Source organism: Streptomyces endophyticus (genome assembly GCF_035798155.1).
GTDB classification, from domain to species: Bacteria; Actinomycetota; Actinomycetes; order Streptomycetales; family Streptomycetaceae; genus Streptomyces; species Streptomyces endophyticus.
In genome coordinates, this window is the sequence record NZ_JAOZYC010000150.1 from 43,819 (window position 1) to 68,155 (window position 24,337).

Genomic DNA, 24,337 nt, shown 5'->3' on the forward strand with positions numbered 1-24,337 from the left:
CACCGAACCCGGGACCGGATCAAGAACCAGGAGCCCCGCATGAGCGACATCCCGCAGGAGCGCCGCGTCGTCACCGCCATCCCCGGCCCGAAGTCGCAGGAGCTGCAGGCCCGCCGCACCGCGGTCGTCGCCGCAGGCGTGGGCTCCACGCTGCCGGTGTTCACCGCCAAGGTCGACCGCGGCATCATCGAGGACGTCGACGGGAACCGCCTCATCGACTTCGGTTCCGGCATCGCCGTGACCTCCGTCGGCGCCTCCGCCGAGGCCGTGGTCCGCCGCGCCTCCGCCCAGCTGCAGGACTTCACCCACACCTGCTTCATGGTCACGCCGTACGAGAGCTACGTCGCGGTCGCCGAGGCGCTCGCCGAGCTGACGCCGGGCGACCACGCCAAGAAGTCGGCCCTGTTCAACTCGGGCGCCGAGGCCGTCGAGAACGCCGTCAAGATCGCCCGCGCCTACACCAAGCGCCAGGCGGTCGTCGTCTTCGACCACGGCTACCACGGCCGGACGAACCTGACGATGGCGCTCACGTCGAAGAACATGCCGTACAAGAACGGCTTCGGCCCGTTCGCCCCCGAGGTCTACCGCGTCCCGGTGGCCTACGGCTACCGCTGGCTGACCGGCCCGGAGAACGCCGGTGCCGAGGCCTCCGCCCAGGCGATCGACCAGATCACCAAGCAGATCGGCGCGGACAACGTCGCCGCGATCATCATCGAGCCGGTGCTCGGCGAGGGCGGCTTCATCGAGCCGGCCAAGGGCTTCCTCCCGGCGATCCGCCAGTTCGCCGCCGACAACGGCATCGTCTTCGTCGCGGACGAGATCCAGTCCGGCTTCTGCCGCACCGGCCAGTGGTTCGCGTGTGAGGACGAGGGCATCGTCCCGGACCTGATCACGACCGCCAAGGGCATCGCCGGCGGCCTCCCGCTCGCCGCGGTGACCGGCAAGGCCGAGATCATGGACGCCGCGCACGCGGGCGGCCTCGGCGGCACCTACGGCGGCAACCCGGTGGCCTGCGCCGGTGCGCTCGGCGCCATCGAGACGATGAAGGAGCTCGACCTCAACGCCAAGGCGAAGGAGATCGAGACGACGATGAAGGCGCGCCTGTCGGCGATGCAGGAGAAGTTCCCCGCCATCGGCGACATCCGCGGCCGCGGCGGCATGATCGCCGTCGAGCTGGTGAAGGACCCGGCGACGAAGGAGCCGAACCCGGAGGCCACCGCCGCGCTCGCCAAGGCCTGCCACGCCGAGGGCCTGCTCGTCCTCACCTGTGGCACGTACGGCAACGTGCTGCGTTTCCTGCCGCCGCTCGTCATCGGCCAGGAGCTCCTGAACGAGGGCCTCGACATCATCGAGAACGCGTTCGCGGCGCTCTGAACGGTCCCAGGACACCGCTCCGGTAACAGGAGCCACACCGCCCGATCGTGACGACGCGGACCGCGACAATTCCGTGACCTGCGACGACGGTCGGGCCGTGTGAAGAAGGTGTGCGAGGCCGATGGGATGTTGTCCAAGCGGCTGTCGCACCCTCAGCCCCTGCCGTACGGTTTCTGCAGATGAGAGAAACACCCCGCTCGCAGGTGACTGCGGGCGATACCGGGTCGAGGCCTCCCCAGCTTCGCCCTGGTCGTGCCCTCGCGCACACACCCGGAGCTTCCGGCTCCGGAACTCCTCACCGGTCGGACGGTCGCCCGCCCCAAACCCCCCGGGGCGCGCGATACGCCGGCCAGTTCGGCCGGTTCGGAACTACCCCCCCTGTTCCGAACCGGCCGACCATTTTTCTCATCCTCTTCGCAGCGCTTCTCTTCGCCGCGCTCACCTGGCAGGTCGCCTCCGACGGCCCCCTCCTCGCGTACGACGAGCGCCTCGGCGACGCGATCCGCACCAGCGCGATCCCCTCGGGCCCCGCCGAATTCTTCGCCGACCTCGGCAACATGGCGGTCGCCCTCCCGGTCCTCGCGGGCACCCTCGCGTACGTCACCTGGCGCACCAGGACCTGGCTCCCCGTGATCTCCACGGTCGTGGCGATGGCCCTGGTCCCCACCCTGGTGGCCCCGCTCCAGTCCCTCATCGCCCGCCCCGGACCGCCACCCATGGCACCGGACACGGGCTTCTACCCCTCGGGCCACGCGGCGACGGCGGCGGTCGCGTACGGGCTGTGCGTGCTGCTGCTGCGTTCACGCCGACTGGCCTACGGCTGCGTCCTGTTGAACGCGGCCGTAGGCCTGGGACTCGTACGGCAGGGGTATCACTGGCCGGCCGATGTGCTCGGCAGCTGGTGTCTGTCGGTGGTGCTGCTGTGCGCGGCGGCGTACGCGGTCAGCCGAAGTAGCCGTCGAAGTTCTTCTGGAACTCCCAGTTGTTGAATCGGTCCCAGTTCACCGACCACGTCATCAGGCCGCGCAACGCGGGCCAGGTGCCATGGGTCGCGTACGAGCCGCAGTTGGTCTTCTTGGTGAGGCAGTCGAGGGCGTTGTTGGTCTCCGCCGGGGAGACGTAGCCGTTGCCCGCCTGGGTGGAGGCCGGCATGCCGATCGCGATCTGGTCGGGGCGCAGGGGCGGGAAGACGTTGTTCGCGTCGCCCGCGACCGGGAAGCCGGTGAGCAGCATGTCGGTCATCGCGATGTGGAAGTCGGCGCCGCCCATGGAGTGGTACTGGTTGTCGAGGCCCATGATCGAGCCGGAGTTGTAGTCCTGGACGTGGAGAAGCGTCAGGTCGTCGCGCAGGGCGTGGATGACCGGCAGGTACGCTCCCGCGCGCGGGTCCTGGCCGCCCCATTTGCCGGTGCCGTAGTACTGGTATCCGAGCTGGACGAAGAACGTTTCCGGCGCCATGGTCAGGACGAAGTTTCATCTACGACCCACTTAGCAGCGATGCTGTCGTGCGCAGCGGTGCGCTTCGCAGAGGGAGTGACGAACGATTCCCGAGCAGCCAATCCCTTTACAGAACTCGCTAGTTGAGAGCGCGACAGGGGGCGTCGGGGCGCGCGGTGCGGCGTACGTTGAGGATTCAACGCAAGGCAAGCGGCGCCGCCGGGTGTGCAACCACCCGACAGCGCCTTGATCGACACCTGATGAGAGCAGGCGACGACCCATGAGTGATGCTAACCATGCCCATGAGCTAAGCAAGTGCCCGGACTTCATCGATCCGGACACATGGATCTGGGCAGGCGAGATGGTGCGCGGCCTTCCGCCCATTCCGCGCGACACCGTGCTGAAGATCGAGACCTACCGCAGCGCCTTCCCGTGGATGCCCCACAGCCTGAAGCACAACGCCGTGGCGACGGACGTCCGGGACTGATCATGCACAACGAACCAGAGCCCCGCCTGTGCCAGCAGGCGGGGCTCTGTGCTGCGCCCCCGGCCTGGTGCAACAGGTCGGGGGCGCTTTCATGGGCGGGGACGGGCCGTTGCAGCGACCCACCGCCGCCCGGTCTCGTGCGGGCCGTCGGCTACTCCGTGCCCTCGGTCGGCATGGCCATCTCGTCGGGCCGGAGCCGCGCGAAGCGGGCATGCGCCCGGTGCGCCCACACAGTGAACGGCGGCCCGGAGACGGACATCTTGGTGGCCACCATGACGGCGTCGTCCGGGTCGGTGATGTCGTGATCGCAGAACCGGCAGACCTGACGCCACGCCGTCGTCACGGCCGCGCCGGTCAGGGTCTCGTAGTGGTCGCACAACGTCTCCACCGACCGTGAGAGCCGCTGAGCGTGCCCGACGCGCGAGAGCAGTCCCGGCAAGGGCTCCACGTCCCGCCGTGCCCGAGCCGTGCCGATCTCCGCTCGTGCGCGCGCGGCGGGCGCGTCGTCACAGGGCAGATCGGCCGCGATGTTCTCGACCTCGGAGATCAGCAGCGCGGCCATGCCGCTCAGGGTGCGCGTCAACACGTCCAGCTCCTCGGGGGTGGGCACGTCGGCGTCCGGACCCAGTAGGCGGTGTGCCGCGGTACGCATCACGGCGATGTCCGGCGGGCGGGGATCACGCCCTTGGGCGGTTGGCGGGCGGGCGGTAGTTTTCATGGCGTCGGCCTGCTTTCTCAGGTTGACCATGCCCCCGGGCGCCGGCCGCGCCGCGGGGGTCCTTCGCATACCGACACTACTACTGGTATGGGGTAGTACACCCCCCTGCGCTACCGATCGCACCCGTGCAGGGGCCATGCCTACCGTGCACTCATGATCGAGTTCGCCGAGGACCGCCCGAAGTGGGAGCAGATCGCAGAGGTGATCCGGCAGCGGATCACGGACGGCACGTACCCGCCGCGCACGCGCGTGCCCTCGGTGCAGCAGATCGTGGAAGAGACCGGCGTCGCGGTGGATACCGCACAGAAGGCTTTGCGCGCACTGCGTGACGAGGGCTGGACGTACACCGTGCGCGGCATGGGCAGCTTCGTCACGACCGAGCCCCCGGCGGCCGGCCCGCGCAACGCCTAGCAACGACCGATCCACCACCGCAACACCCCGTTGCAGGCCGTTGCGGTGATCGCCGCGCAGGGGTTGCTAGTTGCTAGGCCCCTGGTCGGGGTGGTTTCGGTCGCTAGAGGGGTCGCTAGGCCTAGCAACGACGGTCGCTAGGTCGCTAGGCGCTGCTAGGCGGGTCACGCGCTTGTGATGGCGGGTCGACTCCCCCTCGGAAAGTCGCTCCACGGCCGTTGCCGGGGTCTGTACGACCAGGGGGTGCCACCGCCGCCAGGGCAGGTCCACCGAAGATCGCCCCCGCCATCAGGGGCGCCATCAATGACACGTCGCCCCGCCACCGATGGCGGGTGGTTACGCCTCGCGGCACACCCGGAATCCCGCGCTGAGGGCCGTTTCCGGCACCACGGCGTGAAGGGCGTAACCCGTAACCAGGGCAGGCCAGAGGGCGCGCGAGGGGGTAACCAGGGGCGCAACCGGTTACGCCCGACCCGTAACCCGGTTGCGCCCCGGAGCACATCGAGGAACCTCGAACCTGATCGACGCTCCGTGACAATCCAGGGCGTGATCTTGAGTTCACCAAGATGGGTGGACTCAAGATCACAGACGTAGGCGCGCCGACCACGCGTAGCACCGCCCTCCCCACTGCAACGCCCCCCGTTGCACCGGCCGTTGCAGTGCAACGGTGCGGCAGGCTGCTACCCGCTACAGCGCAGGTCGGGCGGTAGCCGAGGTGCTGCACGGCCTGCTACGCGTCGCAGCCCGAGGTGCTACGCGCGCCGGGGTGCGACGCCCCTCGGGCACCACACCGCCACGGCCGCAACGGGGGCGTTGCAAAGATCGCGGACGCCCACGACCCGGCGTTTGCAGTGCAAAGTGGATCATTCGCGTGGCGCCCCACCTGCATGATCACCGCCCGGCGGCCCGGGTGATCTAGGTCCGCGACGCCGCCACACGGGGCCGATCATGCCTCTGACCTGCGGGTTTGCAGGCGTTTGCACAGGCTCCGCAGAGGGTTATCCGGGAGACAGGGGCGTTTGGGGTCACCCAGTAGATTGATCACGGTCGACCCCCACCCCCCTGTTTGCAGTTGCGATGCGAGCATCAGTGCAGGTCAGCGCTTGATCGACGCGCTCCCCTCCGATCGGACGATCACTCCCCGCGTCAACTGTGGATCACAGCACGACGATCAACGCCTTGCGGATCATTCACTCATGCAAAGGGCCGCGCCCGTGGTCATGCGCGGCCACGGGCGCGGCGGTCGGCGACGCGCAGGAGAGGACACGTCGCCGATCCGAGTCGACGGAGGCACGGACGCCGACTCGGACGTCATCAGTCGGCGTCGGGCAGTGCGCGCCACATCTCCAACGGGACGCGCTCGCGCCGGTCGTGCAGCGCGTCAGCAAGGCGCTCGTACTCGACCTCACGCGCGCGCTCGTTGTCGCGCTTCACGTCGCGCAGCACCTCGAAGCCATCGATCACGATGCGGTCCTCACAGACTTGGGCTTGGGCACCTCGGCACGCGGCACACGAGGCAGGTCGACCAGGTGCGCGGGCACCTCGTCGCCGCGCACGACGAGCGTGAACATCTCGGGCCCGAGATCCTCGCGCACGATCAGCACGTCCTCTGTTGCTTTCATCAGCCACGAACTCCCGTGTCGACGACGAATGCGCCGGGCTGGAAGCACTGCACATCGGCACGCATCCACGCAAGGAATGCGTACTGACCGTTGTCGGCATAGCGCTCTCGCAGGAACTCGATCCTGAATTCCGTACGTATCCCTACGCCCAACATGTCCCACTGCCCCGTATACACCTCCGAGCAGTCCGAGGAGCTACCCACCGTCAAGTTGGTCGGTACCTGCTTTGTGGTGAGCCGGGGGATGTTGTCGAGATACCGGGGCGGTGCGATGTACTGATTGGTCGTGTCCCGGAGAAGGGAAAGGGACTGGTTCGTGCGCGGCGCCATGATCTGAGCGTTGGGGGTGAAGTTGTTGTTCTCGACGGCACCCGCCGCCTGAACGGCGAATTCCCATCCCATGGTTCCTGCGGCCGGAGGGGAGCCGATAACCGACCCGTTCGTGCCATGCGTCGTGAGAGTGACCCCACTCTGATTGAGCACCCCCCGAGGTTCGGGCGCCGAACCGGTACCCCGGAGCGCTGCACGGTCGAGTTCGAGCGCGATCTGCTGAGCGAAGCTGTTCGCGATGACGTCGGACGCCGACGGGTCGGAATCCTCGAAGAGTTCCACGGACATGGTGACAAGCCTATTCAGCGAACGGGCCGTAAACGTCACGGAGTCGAAGGTCATGTCCGCCGCCGAAATGGCAGCATTCTCGGCACGCCATCCCGGAGTTCCTTCGCCGGTAAGCCGGGGGATCTTCAGGGTCTGCGCCGTCATCGGCACGAACGTCGCGCCGGCCTGCGCCACGCGCATCTGATTCCGCGCGAGGTCGATGATGCTTCCGGCGAGCGGCGTCGGCACCAGATGCCCACCGGCCGTGAGGGTTCCCTCGGAAAGGGCCTTCTTCTCGGCTTCGGCGTTCTTCCAGTTACCGGTGGCGAGGCCCTTGATGTATTTGTCGAACGACAGGCCCTCTTCGGCGCGCTCAACGGAGCCGTTGTCCCGGAGCCAGTTCGTGAACGACTGGCCCTTGTGCAGGATTTGGGACCCCTTCATATTGCGGGCCCCCTGACTGCCGTATCCGAGAGGGCGAGTACCGTCACCGGATTCGGTGCCATAGCCGGACGCCGCCGTGTCGGCCACCGCCTTCAGGCGATCGATCTCGTCATTCAGCTTGCGGACGTACCCGACCTTCTCGGCGTTGGAATGATGGTTCTTGATCTGAACATGCGTCAGGTCATAGTCGGGCCCTGCGTCGTCAAGAATGCGCTTGAGTTCGGCCCGAGCCGATTCGAGCGCCGGAAATGAGTGCATGCGATGTCCCGGGATGATGGCACGCCTCAACGGGCGTGCAAGCTTGGGGAATTCGGCTCTAGCGCGTCCACGCTGCATCCCGGGCCGCTCCGGTCGGCGTCTACGGACGCCCCGAACGACGGCGGTGCCGACCGCCTGTCGCCCGCGTTCCCGCCGGGCCCTGCCCGGCTCTCGCGACTGCTTGCAGGATACCCGTTCTGACGAGACGTCACCCGGAGCCGGACAGTGTGGCGGCGCGGTCGGCGGTCGCAGACCACGCGACCCATGTCAGATCGCCCGACGCGCGATGGTGGGTCGCCAACGCCCGCGCGGCGTCGGCGGGATCGGCGACGGACAGCCCCGCGGCGCGGCGCGCCTCACAGGCTTGTGTGAGCATGTCCAGCTCGGCGCTGAAACGTGCCCGGTCGTCAGGCTCAAGGACAACCAGGGCAAGCGTCAGCGGGTCGTCGGGAGTCGCATCGGTCATGGTCGGTTCCTTCCTTGTGGTTCATGGATGTGCGGCTCCGTGTCGCCCTCACGGCGCGGCGGCGTCCACGGAGTCGACCAGCGGGGGCGAGGCGCTCACGGGGGCGTCCAGCGCGGCGGGCGGGGGCTGCATGCTGGTCGTCCAGCGTCTGCCTCTGCATCGCGTTGCCTTGAGCACCGCAACGCCCCTCGTATCCCTCCGGGGCCCTCTATAGGGCCCCCGGGGGAGGTATACGGATGGGGGAAATGGCACGGCGTCAGGGATATGACAGGGATACGTGCTGGTCGGAAGGGATACGGATGTGGGTACGCCGTGGGTACGGGGGATACGGGCGAGGGATACGAGAGGGATACGGAGTGCCCTTCGTATCCCTCGCCAGGGATACGGCGCCGGTCGTCAGTCGAGCGGCTCCTGGATGTGCTGGGCGGATTCGTTGATGACGTGCCAGACCGCGCCCGTGCCCGCCACCCGGTAGCGGCTCGTGCCGGGGACCTTCTCGGCCAACTCCTTCTTGAGCAGCCCGTTGATGGCCTTCTGCGCCGCGCTGCGGGCCTTCCCCTTGTCTCCCGCGCACTCGCGGACCAGGTCGGACTCGACGGCCAGCTGCGTCGGCGAGCCGCCCACGTCCCCGAAAGGGGCCATGGCCACCAGTACGGCGCGCTGCCTGTCGGTCACCTCCGGCACGCGCGGCCGGTAGCCGTCCTGGACGCCGTCGCGCACCACGCTGTAGTGCATGGGCGAGTTCAGGTCCTTGGGATCGTCGGCCCGTACGCGGCGGATCAGCGTCACTTCCTGGTCGGGGATCTCGTCCCCGGCGAACTGCCACTTGAGGGTGGCCGTGGACTCCTTCGTCTGCTGGTCGGTGTACCTGTCCACGACGGCCACGGCGATCAGGAAGCGCCCCCATTCCTGCGGCCCTACGCCGCTCGACCGGTCATGACCGTTGCCTGATCCACTTTTGTTCCAGTGGTGCGACACGAGGAACGTCGCGCCCGCGTCCTGGACGATGCGCTGAATGCCCCCGAGCAACTCGCCCATGGCGTACAGGTCCGCGCCCTTGGCGCCGCCCACGGAGAGATACAGCGGATCCAGAACAATCAGGCGTGGGCGGTATTCCGCAAGGGCCTTCGTGATGAGGTGGAGGTGCTGCGCATCGGTGAGTTTCGGCGCACGGCAGCAGATGACGATGTCGAGCGCGTCGGCCTCTTCGCGAGCGAGGCCCTTGGACGCTGCAACCGCGTGAATGCGGCGCGTCAGCTTCGCGTCGGAGCCCTCACCGTAGAAGAACACCACGGGGCCGGCCGCGCGGCACGGGAACTCCCCGAGCCACGGCAGTCCGGCGGCACAGGAGACTGCCGCGTCGACACCTCCCCAGGACTTTCCCGCCTTTCGCTCTGCGGACATCACGCCGTAGTCCCCGGCGACAATGACGGGCTCGAAGAGAAACTGCCGCGGTTCCCGGTTCGCCACGTCGGCCGCGATGTCCGCGAACTTCCGGAACACCAAGTCGGCTTCGGGCTCGCTTGCGTCCGCGAGCCTCGCGGCGCGCATCTCCCTGTCCAGCTCGTTCACACACGCCCAGAAGTCTGCCGGGAGAGCGCTCCCGAAGACGTTGAGGAAGTCAGTGCGAGCGTTGTTGCCGTCCTCCTTGGGCAGCGCGTGATAGATACGAGCGGCCTGCATTCCCTGCCCTGTTGGCTGCCGGTGGTCGGCGTGCTCGCACGGTTCGGGCTGTTGGTGCGTCGGGCACTGCGCGTAGGCCGGAGTCGTCATTCCGCGCCCCCGTCGAAGTTCCCGAGAAGGAGCAGGAGCGGTTCCCCGGCCGCCGCGGCGGCGCGCAGTACATCGGGTGCGTCGTCAACGGTCCCGAGCAGTACGGGACATGAGTCGTCGTGACCGACATGCAGGCGATTGAAGCCGTGGCTGTCGACCGTCACCCCGAGAACACTGCTTTGACAGTGCCCGCACTCATACGCCGCCGCTGCTTTCATGGCTACGGCATCGGGCTTGCGCTTGCGGGGATCGCCGCTATTCGCCTTACGTCGGCGGCTCATGAGGCGTCACCGCCGTCCGAGGTGTTCAGGTGCGCCTTTTGGTACTCCTGAACACCGCAACGCCCGCACTCCCAGTCCTTCAGGGCACCGGCGACCCACCCCACGGAGCGCCGTACATTGTGTGCCTCCGCGAGGGCGGCGAGGATCTGACGGACGGAGAGCCCTTCGACGTGACGCAGGTAATGGACCCTGGTGACCAGGAACTCGCGGTCGTCCGCCGACAACCACTGTTGCGGGTAGGTCTTTCCGTCCGTTCCGATACAGCGTCCAGCGGGTACCGAGTACGTCGCCTGGTCGCTCGAATGGCCATGGCGTTCAAGGGCGGCCCCACGTACCGTCAGTCCTGAAGCCGTTGCCGTGGCTATCGTTGAGCGGGGCCCTTTGCCGGGGGCCCCGCCGCCATGTTCACGCGGCATGCGCGCCACCGCCGTTCACGGCGGGGGCCAGCAGAAGGGCGAGCCGGGCGCGCTGTTCTTCACTGAGGGGCGGGAATTCGTCCACAACGCGCTCGATGTGCTCTTGGAGCGAAATGGCCCTGAGTTCGCGCTGATCTTCGGTGACGTCGGCTTGGGGATCTTGTGACTTCTTACCTGCGATGCGCGCACGGACGCGTGCGGCTTCGGGCGATATAGGCAAGGTTCCGGACCTTCGGGATGAGACCGTCCGGCCGGTTCGCGACGCGTTCCCAGGGCGTCACCGGCGGGGCCGCCGTCAGTCGGCCTGCTCCGTCCCATCGCGCGAGGCCAGCGGCTACAACGAGCTTGCCTCGCAAGTCACTTGGGCGCAATGCCCGTTTACGTCCCAGTGTGCGCCGTTGTATCACCATGTCCGACTTGAAGACGTGAAGGTTTCGTGAAGGTGATCGCGTGTCAGGTCGCGAGGGAGGTCGCAGGCTGCTCCTTCGGCACGATCTCGATCGTGGACGCGTCGAAGTAGCCGATCCCGCTGCCGGGCACGTACCCCTTGGGTCGCCCCCGTTTCGCAGGGTGCACCCGCACGGTCATGATCAGGTTGATGATGGACCGCTTACGGTCCAGCTCGAAGCCCTTCCACGCCGCCGCTATGTCCGGCGTCCCCAAGGGCAGCAGCGCGAGCACGGAGCTGCCCGCACCTGCGGCCATCTGTAGCTCGACCTCGGCCAGCCGCGCCCGGACGCGCGCGGTCCCTTCGAGCATCTGCTGCCGAGTGATCAAGTCGTTGTCGTAGTCCTCGGCATAGCCACTCAGCTTGGCCCGCAGCACGTCCGCGAGCCCGAGCAGCTCCCTTCGGTCGCTCTCGTCGTCCTGTCGCGGCAGGAAGAGATCCGCTGCGTCCTCGCGGGACAGCAGCTTCACGGCCACTCCCTCCACCAGTGCTTCGAGGGAATCCGCGTTCCTACCGATCTTCTGGCACGAGTCGCACCGATACGTCGGCTGCGGTCCCTTCGAGCCCCCGCCACTGGTCGTCACGTACAGGGTGCTGCCGTCGTCGCAGCGCCCGCACTCGAAGAGGCCCGTGCCGAGCCACCTTCGCCCGGTGCGCAGCTTCGGCCTCCGACTGGGGTTGTCCAGCACCTCCGTGCAGTCGCGCCACGCCGTCTCGGAAACGATCGCGGGCCATGCCGCCCTGCCGACGACCTCTCCCTTGTAGTCGATGAGACCGGCGTTCCGGGGCCGCCTGAGCAACTTCCGCATCGCGGTCGGACCCCACGGCCGCCCGGCCGGGTCCCCCCGAGTGCCGTCGGCCTGCCGCGTACGGCGAGCCGGGGTCAGCAGCCCCTTCTCCGTCCAGTCCCGGCAGACCCCGCGCAGCGAACCGCCGCGCGCCACCGTGTCGATCGCCTGCTCGATGTACCAGGCTTCGGAGCCCTCCTTGTTGACGGCACCGGCTCCGCACGCCCGGCACTCCCGGTCGGCCGTGAAGCCGTCCGCGCCGGGGCATGAAGGACACACGAGGGTGCGCACGGTCATGCCGTCCGCCTCGTAGCCGAACGGGCGCGGTCCGCCGCGGTAGGTGCCTTCACGCAAGTTGTCCTGCTTGGCGTCCCATACGCGCTCGCCGATCTCCTCGCTCTCCTCCTGGGCATCGATGGCGGCCCGCCGCGCCTGGGCCCTGCCCTCTGCCGTGTTCAGGTTGTAGCGACCCGCCTTGATCGTGTCGACCGCAATGTCCCGCTCCTGGGCCAGGTCGAGGAACGCGAACGCGTCACGCCAGTCGCGTTGCAGCCGCTTGCCGGACAGCGCGATCACGGCGTTTGCCTCGCCGGCCCGCAGCATGGTCAAGAGCCGTTGGTACTTCGGGCGGACCTTGCCTGAGTACGCGGAGATGTCGTTCTCAACGAGGACTTCGACGACGTCCCAGCCGTTCTGGTCGGCCCGCTCGCGGCATACTCGCTCTTGGCGGTCGACGCCCCACCTGCGCCCCTCCCGGTCATCCGAGATGCGGCAGTAGATCACTACGCGACGTTGTGTAGCCATGTAACTACCGTAGAACTTAAGGGCGTTGATCGTGCTCCTTCGTCAGCACGAACTTGTCGCCGTACTTGGCCTTGAGGGTCTTCACCGCCGAGATCAGGTTCACGATCACCGGGGTCTTCGGGTTCTTGAAGTCGGTGTCGTCCGCGGCGAGGGAGAGGGAGTGGCCCTCGAAGTCGATGTCGAGGCCGTCGAGGCCGTACTCGTCGATGATCTTCGAGACGGAGGAGACGAAGGTGTCGCGGGCCGCGGCCGTGGTGAGCTGGACCTGGCCGTTCTGGCCGCCGATCGAGATCAGGACCTTCTTGCCCGCCGCCTGCTTGGCCTTGATCGCGGCCTTGAAGTCGGCGTCCGACTCGACGCCCGGGCACTCGGCGGCCGGGCAGCGGTCGAAGCGGATGTCTCCGGAGGTCGTCGAGGTGGGTTCGCCGAAGGCGAGGTCGATGACGTCCCAGCTGTCGGGGACGTCGGCGAGGCGGGTGTAGCCGGCGCCGTTGGCGAAGCTCGCGTGGAGGTAGCCGACGAGGGCGTGCGCCGGGAGGTCCGCGGAGCCGGAGTCGCCGGGGCCCTGGGCGGTGGTCGCGGTGACGGTCGCCGACTTCGCGGACTCGCCCGCGTCGTTCACGGCGGCGACCTGGAAGCTGTGCGCGGTGGCGGGCGTGAGGCCGGTGACCGTGGCCGAAGTGCCGGTCACCGTCCGGGACTTGGCGCCGTTGCGGTACACCGCGTAGCTCGTGGCGCCGGGGACCGCCGACCAGGACAGGCCGACGCTCGTGGCGGTGACGGTTCCGGTCTTGAGGCCCGTGGGCGCGGCGGGCGGGGCGGGGGTCTCGGTGCCGGGGCCGAGCAGGGTGAGGTCGTCGGCGGTGTAGGCGGGGCTGCCGTACCAGCCGTGCGTGTAGATCGTGACCTTGGTGGTGGCCGGTCCCGTGCGGAAGGTGGTCTTGAGCTGCTGCCAGTCGGACGCCGACGGGGTCCAGGTCGACACGTCCGTGGTGCCGGTGCCGCTCGCACCGAGGTAGACGTAGCTGCCGCGGACGTATCCGGACAGGGTGTACGTGGAGTCGGGCTTGACCGTGACGGTCTGCGCGCACCGCGCGTTGTCGGTGCCGGACGGTGTGGCCTGGAGCGCCGATGTTCCGCTGTGGGTGGGTGAGTTGACGCTTCTTCCGGTATTGGACGAACAGGTCCAGCCGTCCGTGCCGGACTCGAATCCGCCGTTGCGGGCGAGGTCGACGTCGGCGGCACGCGCGGTGCTGGACAGGGCGGTGAGGCCGGTCGCGGCGAGCGCGGCGGCCGTGAGACTCGTGAGGAGTCTGCGGGATCTGCGGGATCCGCGGGATCCGCGAGGTCTGGAGCGGGTCATGGCTGCCTCCGGGCGTGGTGGGGAAACGAGCACCGTGGAGCGCGCCCAACCTGGTCCAGACCAATTGAGTTGTCAAGGGTCCGGCGTCCGCCGCTCTCCCACTACTCCCCCGTATCCCTTGCCAGTTGGGCCGCCGCCTCGTGCATCGCGAGTTCCAGGAGTGCCGGGTCCGTGAGCGTGCCGGCGCCGTCCGGCGGCACCAGCCAGCGCACGCCGCCCGCGAGCCGGCCGGGGTAGGGCACCACGATCCAGGTGCCGCGCCCCGCCGCGCGCACCCCGGTGCCGAGCCACCGGGCGGCCGTGCCCGCGGGGACGAAGAAGCCCATGCGGGCGGCGCCGAAGTCCGCCAGCACGGGGCCCGGCCTGTCGATCACCCGACGCAGCACGTCGAGCGTCGGATAGCCCAGCTCCCCCGACAGGATCAGCACGTCCCACCGCTCACCCGCGGGCAGCAGCGCCACCCCGTGCGGATTGCGTTCCCACTCCCAGCGGCAGGCGTCCGGATCCGGTGCCACGGACACCAGCCACTCGACCGCGGCCTTGTCCCCCGAGCCAGTCATGACGGGTCCTCCTCGTTCACTTCGACGCTGGTGGTCACGAACGAGAGGGGGAAGTGGCCGGAGCATTACGCGACTTCGGTTACCTGAAAGTAGTGAATCTTCGAAGCCGGGTACGACCAGGGCGTACGCCAGGTGATCCCCAGCGGGCGCACTCGTACCCTCGGGCCATGGACGAGGACGAGAAGCCGGAGAGGCCGCCACCCGGAGGCCGGGTGGCGGCTGTACTTCCATCAGGGGACGCTTACGGAGGACGAGAGCGCTTAGGGTCCTTCTGACGGATCAGGCCGGATGCGGACGGCCGGCCACTTGCGGTTCCGGCGAGCGGGGTCTGGTGCGTGCAGCTGCAAGGCGGAGGAGGGCGTCAACGCGGAGCGTTGGCAACCGACGACAACGCGGCAGATGCGCGTGCCAGGGCCCGCGACTCCGGCAAGATCCGTCAGAAGGGCCCTAGCTGTCGAAGCCGAGGCCCACCGTGTCCATCGCCTTCAGCCACAGGTTGCGGCGGCCGCCGTTCTCGTCGGCGCGTGCGAGGGACCACTTGGTGAGTGCGATGCCCGTGGCCGCGAAGGGCTCCGGTGGGAACGGGAGCGGCTTCTTGCGGACCATTTCCAGCTCCGTACGGTCCGTGCGCTCGCCCGAGAGGAGGTCCAGCATCACGTCCGCGCCGAAGCGCGTCGCGCCCACGCCGAGGCCCGTGTATCCGGCGGCGTACGCCACCCGGCCCGCGTGTGCCGTGCCGAAGAAAGCCGAGAACCGGGAGCAGGTGTCGATCGCGCCGCCCCAGGCGTGCGTGAAGCGCAGGCCCTCCAGCTGCGGGAAGCACGTGAAGAAGTGGCCCGCCAGCTTCGCGTACGTCTCCGGGCGGTGGTCGTGCTCGGCCCGCACCCGGCCGCCGTACGGGTAGATCGCGTCGTAGCCGCCCCACAGGATCCGGTTGTCGGCGGAGAGCCGGAAGTAGTGGAACTGGTTGGCCGAGTCGCCGAGGCCCTGGCGGTTCTTCCAGCCGACCGCCGCCAGCTGTTCCGCGCTCAGCGGCTCCGTCATCAGCGCGTAGTCGTACACCGGGACCGTGTACGCGCGCGTGCGCTTGACCAGGGACGGGAAGACGTTCGTGGCGAGCGCGGCGTGCCGGGCGAAGACCCGGCCGTACGGGGTGCGGACCGCGACCCCCGCACCGTTCGAGGACAGCTCCGTGGCCGGCGTGTTCTCGTGGATGCGGACGCCCAGATCGAGGCAGGCCCGCTTCAGGCCCCACGCCAGCTTCGCCGGGTGCAGCATGGCGACGCCGTGCCGGTCGTACATCGCCCCGAGGAAGGTGGGCGACGCGACCTGTTCGCGGGTCTCGTCCGCGTCGAGGAGCTCGACGCCGTCGGCGAGCCCGGCCTCGGTCAACTCCGCGTGGAACTCGTGCAGTTCGGCGACCTGGTGGGGCTGGGTCGCCACGTCCAGTTCGCCGGTGCGCTCGAAGTCGCAGTCGATGGAGTAGCGGGCCACCGCCGCCTCGATGGCATCGAGGTTGGCGGCGCCGAGCTCCTCCAGCTTCTTGATCTCCTTCGGCCAGCGGGCGAGCCCGTTGGCCGTGCCGTGCGTGAGGGAGGCGGCGCAGAATCCACCGTTGCGCCCGGAGGCGGCCCAGCCGATCTCGCGGCCCTCGACGAGGACCACGTCACGCCCTGGGTCACGCTCCTTGGCGAGCAGCGCGGTCCACAGCCCGCTGTAGCCGCCGCCGACGACCAGCAGGTCGCACGTCTCGTCGCCCGTCAGGGCCGGGCGGGCCTCGGGCCTGCCGGGGTCGTCGAGCCAGTAGGCGACCGGCTTGGCGTCGGCGAGTGAATTCGTCCAGCGATTCATGGCGCGTGCGGCCATGATTCCAACTCCCTCAGAAATTCGAGTAACTCAGGCAACCTTGTTCTTGCGCTTGCCGATGGTCATTGCAGCCAGCACACACAGTACGGCGACAAGGAACATGGCCGTACCGATGACATTGATCTGAACGGGCGTTCCGCGCTGCGCCGAGCCCCAGACGAACATGGGGAAGGTGACGGTCGAGCCCGCGTTGAAATTGGTGATGATGAAATCGTCGAAGGACAGCGCGAAGGCAAGCAGCGCGCCCGCCGCGATACCGGGCGCCGCGATCGGCAGGGTGACTCGAAGGAACGTCTGCACCGGGCCCGCGTACAGGTCCTGCGCCGCCTGTTCCAGGCGCGGGTCCATCGACATCACGCGCGCCTTCACCGCCGTCACCACGAAGCTGAGGCAGAACATGATGTGGGCGATGAGGATCGTCCAGAAGCCCAGCTGGGCGCCCATGTTGAGGAAGAGCGTGAGCAGCGAGGCCGCCATCACGACCTCGGGCATCGCCATCGGCAGGAAGATCAGCGAGTTGATCGCGCCGCGCGCCCTGAACCGGTAGCGGACGAGCGCGAAGGCGATCATCGTGCCGAGGGCCGTCGCGCCGATCGTGGCCCACAGCGCGATCTGGAGGCTCAGCGAGAGCGATCCGCACATGTCGGCGACGCCGCACGGGTTCTTCCAGGCGTCCGTCGAGAATTCCTGCCATTCGTAATTGAAGCGGCCCTTCGGTTTGTTGAAGGAGAAGACCGTCACGACGAGGTTCGGGAGCAGCAGATACCCGAGCGTGATCAGGCCCGCTATCACCACGAGGTTCTTTCGCAGCCAGCGTGTCAGCAGCAGCATCAGACGAGGTCCTCCGTCCCGGAACGACGGATGTAGAAGGTGACCATGAAGAGAATGGCCGCCATGAGGATGAAGGAGAGCGCCGCCGCCGTCGGATAGTCGAGAATCCGCAGGAACTGCGTCTGGATGACGTTTCCGACCATGCGGGTGTCGGTGGAGCCGAGCAGGTCCGCGTTCACGTAGTCGCCGGTGGCCGGGATGAAGGTCAGCAGCGTTCCGGACACGACGCCCGGCATCGACAGCGGGAACGTCACCTTGCGGAAGGTGGTGAACGGGTGCGCGTACAGATCGCCCGCCGCCTCGTGCAGCCGGCCGTCGATCCGTTCCAGCGAGGTGTAGAGCGGCAGGATCATGAACGGCAGGAAGTTGTACGTGAGTCCGCACACCACCGCGAGGGGTGTGGCCAGGACTCTGCTGCCGTCGGTCATGCCGAGCCAGCTCGTGACGTCGAGGATGTGCAGCGAGTTGAGCACGCCCACGACCGGGCCGCCGTCCGCGAGGATCGTCTTCCACGCGAGCGTACGGATCAGGAAGCTGGTGAAGAACGGGGCGATCACCAGGATCATGATGAAGTTGCGCCAGCGGCCCGCGCGGAACGCGATGAGATACGCGAGCGGGTAGCCGAGCAGCAGGCAAAGGATCGTGGCGAGACCCGCGTACAGGACGGAGCGCAGGAACTGCGGCCAGTACTCGGACAGCGCGTCCCAGTACGTCGCGAAGTGCCAGGTGACCTTGAAGCCGTCCTCGAGTGACCCCTGCTGTACGGAGGTTGAGGCCTGGTAGACCATCGGCAGGGCGAAGAAGACGACCAGCCAGAGGATGCCGGGCAGCAGCAGCCAGTACGGGACGAAGCGGCCGCGCTTGCGTATCCTGCGGGGCTTCTCCGCCGGAGTGGGCGGCGCGTCGGTGACGGTGCTCATGCGGCGGCGTCCTCCGAGACCTTGGCCGCGCCCGCGTCGACATCCTGGGTCGCGTCGAGGCCGAAGGTGTGCGCGGGGTTCCAGTGCAGGACGACCTCGGCGCCGGGCGCGAGGCGGCTGTCGCGCTCGATGTTCTGCGCGTAGACCTCGAACGCGTCGCACAGCGGGCTGTCGATGACGTACTGGGTGGAGACGCCGATGAAACTGGAGTCGGAGATCTTCCCGGTGATGCGGTTGCGGCCGCCGGGGATCTCGCCCGCGTCGTCGGCGTGCGTGAGCGAGATCTTCTCGGGCCGCACGCCGAGGAGCAGCTTGTCGCCGGTCGCGGTGGTGCGCGCGGAGTTGCGGGAGGTGGGCAGGACGAGCTTGTCGCCGCCCGCCTTGAGGGTGAGGTCGTCGCCGGTCCGGCCCGCGATCTCGGCCTCGATGAAGTTCGAGGTGCCGAGGAAGTTCGCGACGAACGTCGAGCCCGGGTTCTCGTACAGGTCGGTGGGGGCGCCGAGTTGTTCGACACCGCCCGCGTTCATCACGGCCACGGTGTCGGCCATCGTCATGGCCTCCTCCTGGTCGTGCGTGACGTGCACGAACGTGATGCCGACCTCGGTCTGGATGCGCTTGAGCTCCAGCTGCATCTGGCGCCGCAGCTTGAGGTCGAGGGCGCCGAGCGGCTCGTCGAGCAGCAGCACCTTGGGGTGGTTGATCAGCGCGCGGGCGACGGCGACGCGCTGCTGCTGGCCGCCGGAGAGCTGCTGCGGCTTCTTGCGGATCTGCTCGCCGAGCTGCACCAGGTCGAGCATCTCCTCGACCTGCTTCTTCACGGACTTGATGCCGCGCCGGCGCAGGCCGAAGGCGACGTTCTCGTAGATGTCGAGGTGCGGGAAGAGCGCGTACGACTGGAAGACGGTGTTCACCGGGCGCTTGTACGGGGGCAGGGACGTCACGTCCTGGTCGCCGAGGTGCACGGTGCCCGTGGTCGGGTCCTCGAGCCCCGCGATCATGCGCAGCGTCGTGGTCTTCCCGCAGCCGGAGGCGCCGAGCAGCGCGAAGAACGAGCCCTGGGGCACGGTGAGGTCGAGCGGCCGGACGGCGGTGAAGCCGTTGTCGTACGTCTTGCTGATCCCGGAGAGACGGACGTCTCCGCCGGTCTCCGACGTCGTAAGGGTCGTCATGGTGAGTCCAAGGAGTCGGTGAGGGCTGAGTCAGGGCCGAGCGAGGACGAAGGCGAGGACGAAGGCGGGGGCGACGGTGCCGGGCCGGGGCCCGACGGCGGGCCCGGCGGCGGGTCAGCCGCCGGTGAGCTGGGCGAACTTCTGCTCGAACGCCGTGTCTTCCTTGGCCGTCAGGGAGCGGAAACCGTGCGCCTTCGCCGACATCTCCTTGTCGGGGACGATCAGCGGGTCGTTCGCGATGTCCTTGTCGATCTTGGCGAGTTCCGGCCCGACGATGCCGGTGTCCATCGGCGAGACGTAGTTGATCCACGCCGCCAGTTCCGCGCCGACCGCCGGCTCGTAGTAGTAGTCCATGAGCTTCTCGGCGTTCGTCTTGTGGCGCGCCTTGTTGGGGATCAGCATGTTGTCGGTCGACGAGATGTAGCCGGCGTCCGGGATCGCGAACTTGACGTGCGGGTTGTCCGCCTGGAGCTGCACGATGTCCCCGGCCCAGGCGAGGCAGGCCGCGAGGTCGCCCTTGCTGAGGTCGGATATGTAGTCGTTGCCGGTGAAGCGGCGCACCTGCTTGCTGTCGACGGCCTTCTGGACGCGCGCGATCGCCGCGTCGAAGTCGTCGGCCTTGAAGGTGCGCGGGTCCTTGCCCATGTCGATCAGCGTCATGCCGATCGTGTCGCGCATCTCGGAGAGCAGGCCGACCTTGCCCTTGAGCTTGGGGTCGTCGAGCAGCTGCGAGACCGAGGTGATCTCTTTCCCGCCGGTGGCCTTGGTGTTGTACGCGATGACCGTCGCGATGCCCGTCCACGGGTAGGAGTAGGCGCGGCCCGGGTCCCAGTCCGGGTTGCGGAACTGGGTGGCCAGGTTGGTGTACGCGTGGGGCAGGTTGGCCGGGTCGAGCTTCTGCACCCAGCCGTAGCGGATGAGCCGCGCGGCCAGCCAGTCGGTCAGCACGATGATGTCGCGGCCGGTGTCCTGGCCCGCCGCGAGCTGCGGCTTGATCTTCCCGAAGAACTCGACGTTGTCGTTGATGTCCTCGGTGTACTTGACCTTGATCCCGGTGCGTTTGGTGAACGCTTCCAGCGACGGGCGGTGCTTCTCGTCGTCGCTCATGTCGATGTACTCGGTCCAGTTGGAGAAGTTGATGACCTTCTCCTTGGCCGAGTGGTCCTCGGACGAGATGCCGCCCGAGGACTTGCTCGCCGCGGGGATGCCGCAGCCGGTGAGGGCGCCGAGACCGCCGACGGCGAGCGCGCCGCCCGCCGAGGCCCGCATCAGGGAGCGGCGGGACATCGCTGCCCTGCCGTTCCTGAAGCTGCGGTGCATGGCGGCCAGTTGGGGCCGACTGAGGGGCGTCAGGCTGTCGGGCTCGTACTGCTCCATGCGCGTGGTTGCCCTTTCGGGAGGGTTGGCGGCCGCCGGTCACAGCGGCCTGAGATCAACTATCGGTCCCCGAAGATCGTGCGGTGCCAGTCCTTGCGCACCACCGCGGTGTTGTCGAACATGACGTGCTTGATCTGCGTGTACTCGTCGAAGGAGTACACGGACATGTCCTTGCCGAAGCCGGACGCCTTGTAGCCGCCGTGCGGCATCTCGCTGAGGATCGGGATGTGGTCGTTGACCCACACACAGCCGGCCTTGATCTCGCGCGTGGCACGGTTCGCGCGGAACACGTTGGTGGACCAGGCGGAGGCCGCGAGCCCGTACGGGGAGTCGTTGGCGAGCCGGATGCCGTCGTCGTCGCTGTCGAAGGGCAGCACCACCAGCACGGGACCGAAGATCTCGGACTGGACGGCCTCGCTGTCCTGCGCGGCGTCGGCGATGAGGGTGGGCCGGTAGTACGCGCCGTCCGCGAGCTCGCCGCCGGGGGCCTCGCCACCCGTCACCACGCGCGCGTAGCCGCGCGCCCGGTCCACGAAGGCGGCGACGCGGTCCCGCTGGGCGTGCGAGATGAGCGGCCCGAGGTCGGTGTCGTCGGCGAACGGGTCGCCGAGCCTGACGGTCTCCATCAGGGCGGCCGTCCGCTCCACGAAGGCCTCGTAGAGCGGACGCTGCACGTACGCGCGCGTGGCGGCGGTGCAGTCCTGGCCGGTGTTGATGAGGGCGCCGGCGACCGCGCCGTGCACGGCGGCGTCGAGGTCGGCGTCGTCGAACACGACGAAGGGCGCCTTGCCGCCCAGCTCCAGGTGGATCCGCTTCACGGTGGCCGTGGCGATCTCGGCGACCCGCTTGCCGACGCCCGTGGAGCCGGTGAAGGAGGTCATGGCGACGTCCGGGTGACCGACGAGGTGCTCGCCGGCGTCGCGGCCCGCGCCGCTGATGACGTTGACGACGCCGTCCGGGAGGCCCGCCTCGGTGGCGGCCTGCGCGAAGAGGAGCGAGGTGAACGGGGTCAGCTCGGCGGGCTTGAGGACGATCGTGTTGCCCGCCGCGATCGCCGGAAGCACCTTCCAGGCGGCCATCTGCAACGGGTAGTTCCACGGCGCGATGGAGCCGACGACACCGATGGGCTCGCGGCGTACGTACGAGGTGTGGTCGGCGCTGTACTCGCCCGCGGACTGCCCCTGCAGATGCCGGGCGGCGCCTGCGAAGAAGGCGGCGTTGTCGACCGATCCGGGCACGTCGAACTCGCGGCTCAGCTTGAGCGGCTTGCCGCACTGCAACGACTCGAGGCGGGCGAACTGCTCCGCCTTCTCGTCGAGCACGGCCGCGAACCGGTGCATGGCGTCGGACCGCTCGCCGGGCGTGGCCCCCGACCAGCCGGGGAAGGCCGCGCGGGCGGCGGCGACGGCGGCGTCCACGTCGGCGGTGCCCGCCAGTTCGTACGTGTAGACCTTCTCGCCCGTGGCCGGGTCGACGACGGCGTGGGTGCGGCCCGACGTGCCCTTGACGAGGCGGCCCCCGACGAAGTTCGCGCCTTCCGCGAAGAGTTCCTGCGCCAGTGCGGCCACGTTCTTGGCCGAGGCGGGGTGATCCGAGGTGGGGTGGTGCATGAGTGCTCGCTCTCGCTTCTCCTGCGTCGGCACGGTCCCGAGGGCCGACGTAGCTCCAGCCGTGGCTCCAGCTCGATTTGAGTGCCGATCCTGACAGAGGACCATCACGCCAACAAGTGATTCCGTTGTTGCCTTTTGGTTACGCGACGGAATCTGTCGACCGGGTGTCGAGTCCCCCTGGAAAACGCAGGACGGATTGTCAGTGGTGCGTGTCAGGGTCGCGTGTATGGAGATCGTCAGCAGGTCGACGTCCCCGCATACGATGACGAGGACCCCGATCAGCCGATCACCCAAGTTCCTGGGGAGGAAACCGTGAGCCAGAGCCCGAGCCCGAGTCTGCAAGCCTTCATCACCAGACTGCCGAAGGCAGAACTGCACGTCCACCACGTGGGCTCCGCCTCCCCCAGGATCGTCTCGGCGCTCGCCGCCCGGCACCCCGACTCGAAGGTCCCGGCCGACCCCGAGGCGCTGGCCGAGTTCTTCACGTTCACGGACTTCGCGCACTTCATCCAGGTGTACCTGTCGGTGGTCGACCTGATCCGCACGCCGGAGGACGTCCGCCTCCTCACGTACGAGATCGCCCGCGACATGGCCCGGCAGAACGTGCGGTACGCGGAGCTCACCCTCACCCCCTTCTCCTCCACGCGCCGCGGCATCCCCGCCCGCGGCTTCATGGAGGCGATCGAGGACGCGCGCAAGTCCGCGGAGGCCGAGTTCGGCACGGTCCTGCGCTGGTGCTTCGACATCCCCGGCGAGGCGGGTCTTGAGGCGGCCGAGGAGACGGCGCGGCTCGCCACGGACGACGCGCTGCGCCCGGAGGGCCTGGTGTCGTTCGGGCTCGGCGGGCCCGAAGTGGGCGTACCGCGGCCGCAGTTCAAGCCGTACTTCGACCGGGCGCGCGCGGCGGGCCTGCGCTCGGTGCCGCACGCGGGCGAGACGACCGGGCCCGAGACGGTGTGGGACGCGCTGAACCACCTGGGCGCCGAGCGCATCGGCCACGGCACGTCGTCGGCCCGGGATCCGCGGCTGCTCGCGCACCTCGCCGAGCACGGCATCCCGCTGGAGGTGTGCCCGACGTCGAACATCGCGACCCGCGCGGTCCGCACCCTCGACGAGCACCCGCTCAAGACGTTCGTGGACGCGGGCGTGACGGTCACCATCAACTCGGACGACCCGCCGATGTTCTCCACGGACCTCAACACCGAGTACGCGGTGGCGGCCCGCCTCCTCGACCTCGACGAGCGGGGCGTGGCCGAGCTGGCGAAGAACGCGGTGCGGGCGTCGTTCCTCGACGAGGCGGGCAAGGCGCGCATCGCCACGGAGATCGACACGTACACGGAGAACTGGAAGGCCACCTCCTGACGGAGTCCGGCCGCGGCTGACGCCACAATGGGGCCATGCGCACCGTGACTGCCGTGGCCCACCGAGGCGACCCCTACCGAGTCCGCGAGAACACCCTCCCGTCCCTGCGCTCCGCGCTGGAACGGGGCGCGGACGTGGTGGAGATCGACGTACGACTGACGCGGGACGCCGTCCCGGTACTGCTCCACGACTCCACGCTCGAGCGCCTGTGGGAGCACGAGCGCCCGCTGTCCGCGCTCTCCTGCGACGAGGTGCGCGGCCTTACGGAGGGCGGCGTGCCCACGCTGGCGGACGCCCTGGAGGCGTGCCGTGACGCCCGCGTCATGATCGACCTGCCGGGCGCGGACGCGCGTACGGTACGCACGGTCATCGGCGCCGTCCGCGACTGCGGCGCCGAGGAGCGGGTCCACTACTGCGCGGGCGCCGAGACGATGCTCAAGGTGCGCGCCGCGTCGCCCTCCGCCGAGATCGCGCTCACCTGGACGTCGCTGGCCCCGCCCCGCCCGGCGGTCCTCGCGGCCCTCACGCCCCGGTGGCTCAACTACCGCTTCCCGCTGGTGACCCGGGACCTGGCGGCCCGCGTCCACCACGACGGTTACCTGCTGTCGGCGTGGACCCCGGACACCAAGCGCTCGATGCGCAGGCTGCTCGACATCGGCGTGGACTCGATCACGACGAACCGGATCGACGTCCTGACGTCGCTGCGCGCCGACGCCTGAGGGCCCCCTAGGGGGTGGCCGGGGCGCGGGCCAGGGTCGAGATCATCCCGCGCGACGAGCTGCCGCGGCCGGCCGGGGCCGAGGATGGTCCGTGTCGGCCCGACCGGGCCAACTCACGTACCAGGAGGCCCCCTTGAAGCGTCGCAACGCCCTCGCTCTCGCCCTGTCCAGCGCCCTCGCGCTCGGCGCAGTCGCCGCGCCGCTCGCCGCGGCCGCCCCGGCGCGGGCCGTGGTGGC

The 24,337-nt window shown here is 68.8% G+C and carries 23 protein-coding genes and 2 pseudogenes; 7 read left to right on the forward strand and 18 right to left on the reverse strand.

Annotated elements, in window-relative coordinates; translation table 11 throughout:
• The first annotated feature begins 39 nt into the window (after positions 1–39).
• Positions 40–1,374 (forward strand): 4-aminobutyrate--2-oxoglutarate transaminase, encoded by a 1,335-nt coding sequence (gene gabT, locus OKJ99_RS30220; RefSeq protein ID WP_326021114.1) that lies wholly within the window; start codon positions 40–42, stop codon positions 1,372–1,374.
• Between the two features lie 557 nt (positions 1,375–1,931).
• Positions 1,932–2,363, forward strand: coding sequence for a phosphatase PAP2 family protein (locus OKJ99_RS30225; RefSeq protein WP_326021115.1), 432 nt, complete (start codon positions 1,932–1,934; stop codon positions 2,361–2,363).
• On the opposite strand, the pseudogene OKJ99_RS30230 reads toward OKJ99_RS30225, so the two are convergent.
• Positions 2,317–2,844: pseudogene (locus OKJ99_RS30230) on the reverse strand (chitinase); the annotation flags it as partial. The gene OKJ99_RS30225 and the pseudogene OKJ99_RS30230 overlap by 47 nt on opposite strands.
• Positions 2,845–3,091: 247 nt before the next feature.
• Between OKJ99_RS30230 and OKJ99_RS30235 the strand changes: the two are divergent.
• Positions 3,092–3,298 (forward strand): hypothetical protein, encoded by a 207-nt coding sequence (locus OKJ99_RS30235; RefSeq protein ID WP_326021116.1) that lies wholly within the window; start codon positions 3,092–3,094, stop codon positions 3,296–3,298.
• Positions 3,299–3,449: 151 nt separating this feature from the next.
• On the opposite strand, the gene OKJ99_RS30240 is transcribed toward OKJ99_RS30235, so the two are convergent.
• The gene (locus tag OKJ99_RS30240; RefSeq protein ID WP_326021117.1) at positions 3,450–3,950 is read right to left on the reverse strand and encodes a DUF6415 family natural product biosynthesis protein; all 501 of its coding nucleotides are present in this window, start codon (positions 3,948–3,950) and stop codon (positions 3,450–3,452) included.
• A 219-nt stretch (positions 3,951–4,169) separates the two neighbouring features.
• Here OKJ99_RS30240 and OKJ99_RS30245 point away from each other — a divergent pair, with 219 nt between their 5' ends.
• Positions 4,170–4,427 carry a GntR family transcriptional regulator gene (locus OKJ99_RS30245; protein WP_326021118.1) on the forward strand — a complete coding sequence of 86 codons (258 nt, stop codon included), beginning with the start codon at positions 4,170–4,172 and terminating at the stop codon, positions 4,425–4,427.
• Positions 4,428–5,741: 1,314 nt separating this feature from the next.
• Here OKJ99_RS30245 and OKJ99_RS30250 read toward each other — a convergent pair.
• From OKJ99_RS30250 to OKJ99_RS30280, 7 genes are all read right to left on the reverse strand, one after another.
• Positions 5,742–5,891: a hypothetical protein gene (locus tag OKJ99_RS30250; protein ID WP_326021119.1), complete on the reverse strand. Its 150-nt coding sequence runs from the start codon at positions 5,889–5,891 to the stop codon at positions 5,742–5,744.
• Positions 5,888–6,049, reverse strand: a complete 162-nt coding sequence (locus OKJ99_RS30255) for a hypothetical protein (protein ID WP_326021120.1) — start codon at positions 6,047–6,049, stop codon at positions 5,888–5,890. Before OKJ99_RS30255 ends, OKJ99_RS30250 begins: the two co-directional genes overlap by 4 nt.
• Positions 6,049–7,347, reverse strand: coding sequence for a phage major capsid protein (locus OKJ99_RS30260; RefSeq protein ID WP_326021121.1), 1,299 nt, complete (start codon positions 7,345–7,347; stop codon positions 6,049–6,051). Before OKJ99_RS30260 ends, OKJ99_RS30255 begins: the two co-directional genes overlap by 1 nt.
• 208 nt (positions 7,348–7,555) lie before the next feature.
• Complete coding sequence (locus OKJ99_RS30265) at positions 7,556–7,813, reverse strand: hypothetical protein (protein ID WP_326021122.1); 258 nt, start codon at positions 7,811–7,813, stop codon at positions 7,556–7,558.
• Between the two features lie 396 nt (positions 7,814–8,209).
• Positions 8,210–9,586, reverse strand: a complete 1,377-nt coding sequence (locus OKJ99_RS30270) for an AAA family ATPase (RefSeq protein WP_326021123.1) — start codon at positions 9,584–9,586, stop codon at positions 8,210–8,212.
• Entirely contained in the window at positions 9,583–9,867 is a 285-nt protein-coding gene (locus tag OKJ99_RS30275; protein WP_326021124.1) for a hypothetical protein, read from the reverse strand. The genes OKJ99_RS30270 and OKJ99_RS30275 overlap by 4 nt, the downstream gene beginning before the upstream one ends.
• Positions 9,864–10,091: a hypothetical protein gene (locus tag OKJ99_RS30280; protein WP_326021125.1), complete on the reverse strand. Its 228-nt coding sequence runs from the start codon at positions 10,089–10,091 to the stop codon at positions 9,864–9,866. Before OKJ99_RS30280 ends, OKJ99_RS30275 begins: the two co-directional genes overlap by 4 nt.
• A gap of 190 nt (positions 10,092–10,281) precedes the next feature.
• Between OKJ99_RS30280 and OKJ99_RS30285 the strand changes: the two genes are divergently transcribed.
• A complete protein-coding gene (locus tag OKJ99_RS30285) occupies positions 10,282–10,449 on the forward strand; it encodes a hypothetical protein (RefSeq protein ID WP_326021126.1) in 168 nt (55 codons plus the stop codon).
• Between the two features lie 287 nt (positions 10,450–10,736).
• Here the strand turns inward: OKJ99_RS30285 and OKJ99_RS30290 are convergent, their stop codons facing one another.
• The 9 genes and pseudogenes from OKJ99_RS30290 to OKJ99_RS30330 all read right to left on the reverse strand — a co-directional run bounded on the left by OKJ99_RS30290 (position 10,737) and on the right by OKJ99_RS30330 (position 22,019).
• Positions 10,737–12,323, reverse strand: a complete 1,587-nt coding sequence (locus tag OKJ99_RS30290) for a recombinase family protein (protein WP_326021127.1) — start codon at positions 12,321–12,323, stop codon at positions 10,737–10,739.
• Between the two features lie 40 nt (positions 12,324–12,363).
• A pseudogene (locus tag OKJ99_RS30295) lies at positions 12,364–13,686 on the reverse strand (carbohydrate binding domain-containing protein); the annotation flags it as partial.
• Between the two features lie 101 nt (positions 13,687–13,787).
• A complete protein-coding gene (locus OKJ99_RS30300; protein WP_326021128.1) occupies positions 13,788–14,246 on the reverse strand; it encodes a hypothetical protein in 459 nt (152 codons plus the stop codon).
• Positions 14,247–14,693: 447 nt separating this feature from the next.
• The gene (locus OKJ99_RS30305; RefSeq protein WP_326021129.1) at positions 14,694–16,112 is read right to left on the reverse strand and encodes an NAD(P)/FAD-dependent oxidoreductase; all 1,419 of its coding nucleotides are present in this window, start codon (positions 16,110–16,112) and stop codon (positions 14,694–14,696) included.
• A 30-nt stretch (positions 16,113–16,142) separates the two neighbouring features.
• Positions 16,143–16,943: an ABC transporter permease gene (locus tag OKJ99_RS30310; protein ID WP_326021130.1), complete on the reverse strand. Its 801-nt coding sequence runs from the start codon at positions 16,941–16,943 to the stop codon at positions 16,143–16,145.
• The gene (locus OKJ99_RS30315) at positions 16,943–17,863 is read right to left on the reverse strand and encodes an ABC transporter permease (protein WP_326021131.1); all 921 of its coding nucleotides are present in this window, start codon (positions 17,861–17,863) and stop codon (positions 16,943–16,945) included. Before OKJ99_RS30315 ends, OKJ99_RS30310 begins: the two co-directional genes overlap by 1 nt.
• Positions 17,860–19,032 (reverse strand): ABC transporter ATP-binding protein, encoded by a 1,173-nt coding sequence (locus tag OKJ99_RS30320; protein WP_326021132.1) that lies wholly within the window; start codon positions 19,030–19,032, stop codon positions 17,860–17,862. The genes OKJ99_RS30315 and OKJ99_RS30320 overlap by 4 nt, the downstream gene beginning before the upstream one ends.
• A gap of 114 nt (positions 19,033–19,146) precedes the next feature.
• Entirely contained in the window at positions 19,147–20,409 is a 1,263-nt protein-coding gene (locus OKJ99_RS30325; RefSeq protein WP_326021133.1) for a polyamine ABC transporter substrate-binding protein, read from the reverse strand.
• Positions 20,410–20,468: 59 nt separating this feature from the next.
• On the reverse strand, positions 20,469–22,019 hold the full coding sequence (locus OKJ99_RS30330) for a gamma-aminobutyraldehyde dehydrogenase (RefSeq protein WP_326021134.1): 1,551 nt from the start codon (positions 22,017–22,019) through the stop codon (positions 20,469–20,471).
• 285 nt (positions 22,020–22,304) lie between these two features.
• Here OKJ99_RS30330 and OKJ99_RS30335 point away from each other — a divergent pair, with 285 nt between their 5' ends.
• Both OKJ99_RS30335 and OKJ99_RS30340 read left to right on the forward strand, forming a co-directional pair.
• Complete coding sequence (locus OKJ99_RS30335; RefSeq protein WP_407700794.1) at positions 22,305–23,381, forward strand: adenosine deaminase; 1,077 nt, start codon at positions 22,305–22,307, stop codon at positions 23,379–23,381.
• Positions 23,382–23,416: 35 nt separating this feature from the next.
• The gene (locus OKJ99_RS30340; protein ID WP_326021136.1) at positions 23,417–24,100 is read left to right on the forward strand and encodes a glycerophosphodiester phosphodiesterase; all 684 of its coding nucleotides are present in this window, start codon (positions 23,417–23,419) and stop codon (positions 24,098–24,100) included.
• Positions 24,101–24,337: the final 237 nt, after the last annotated feature.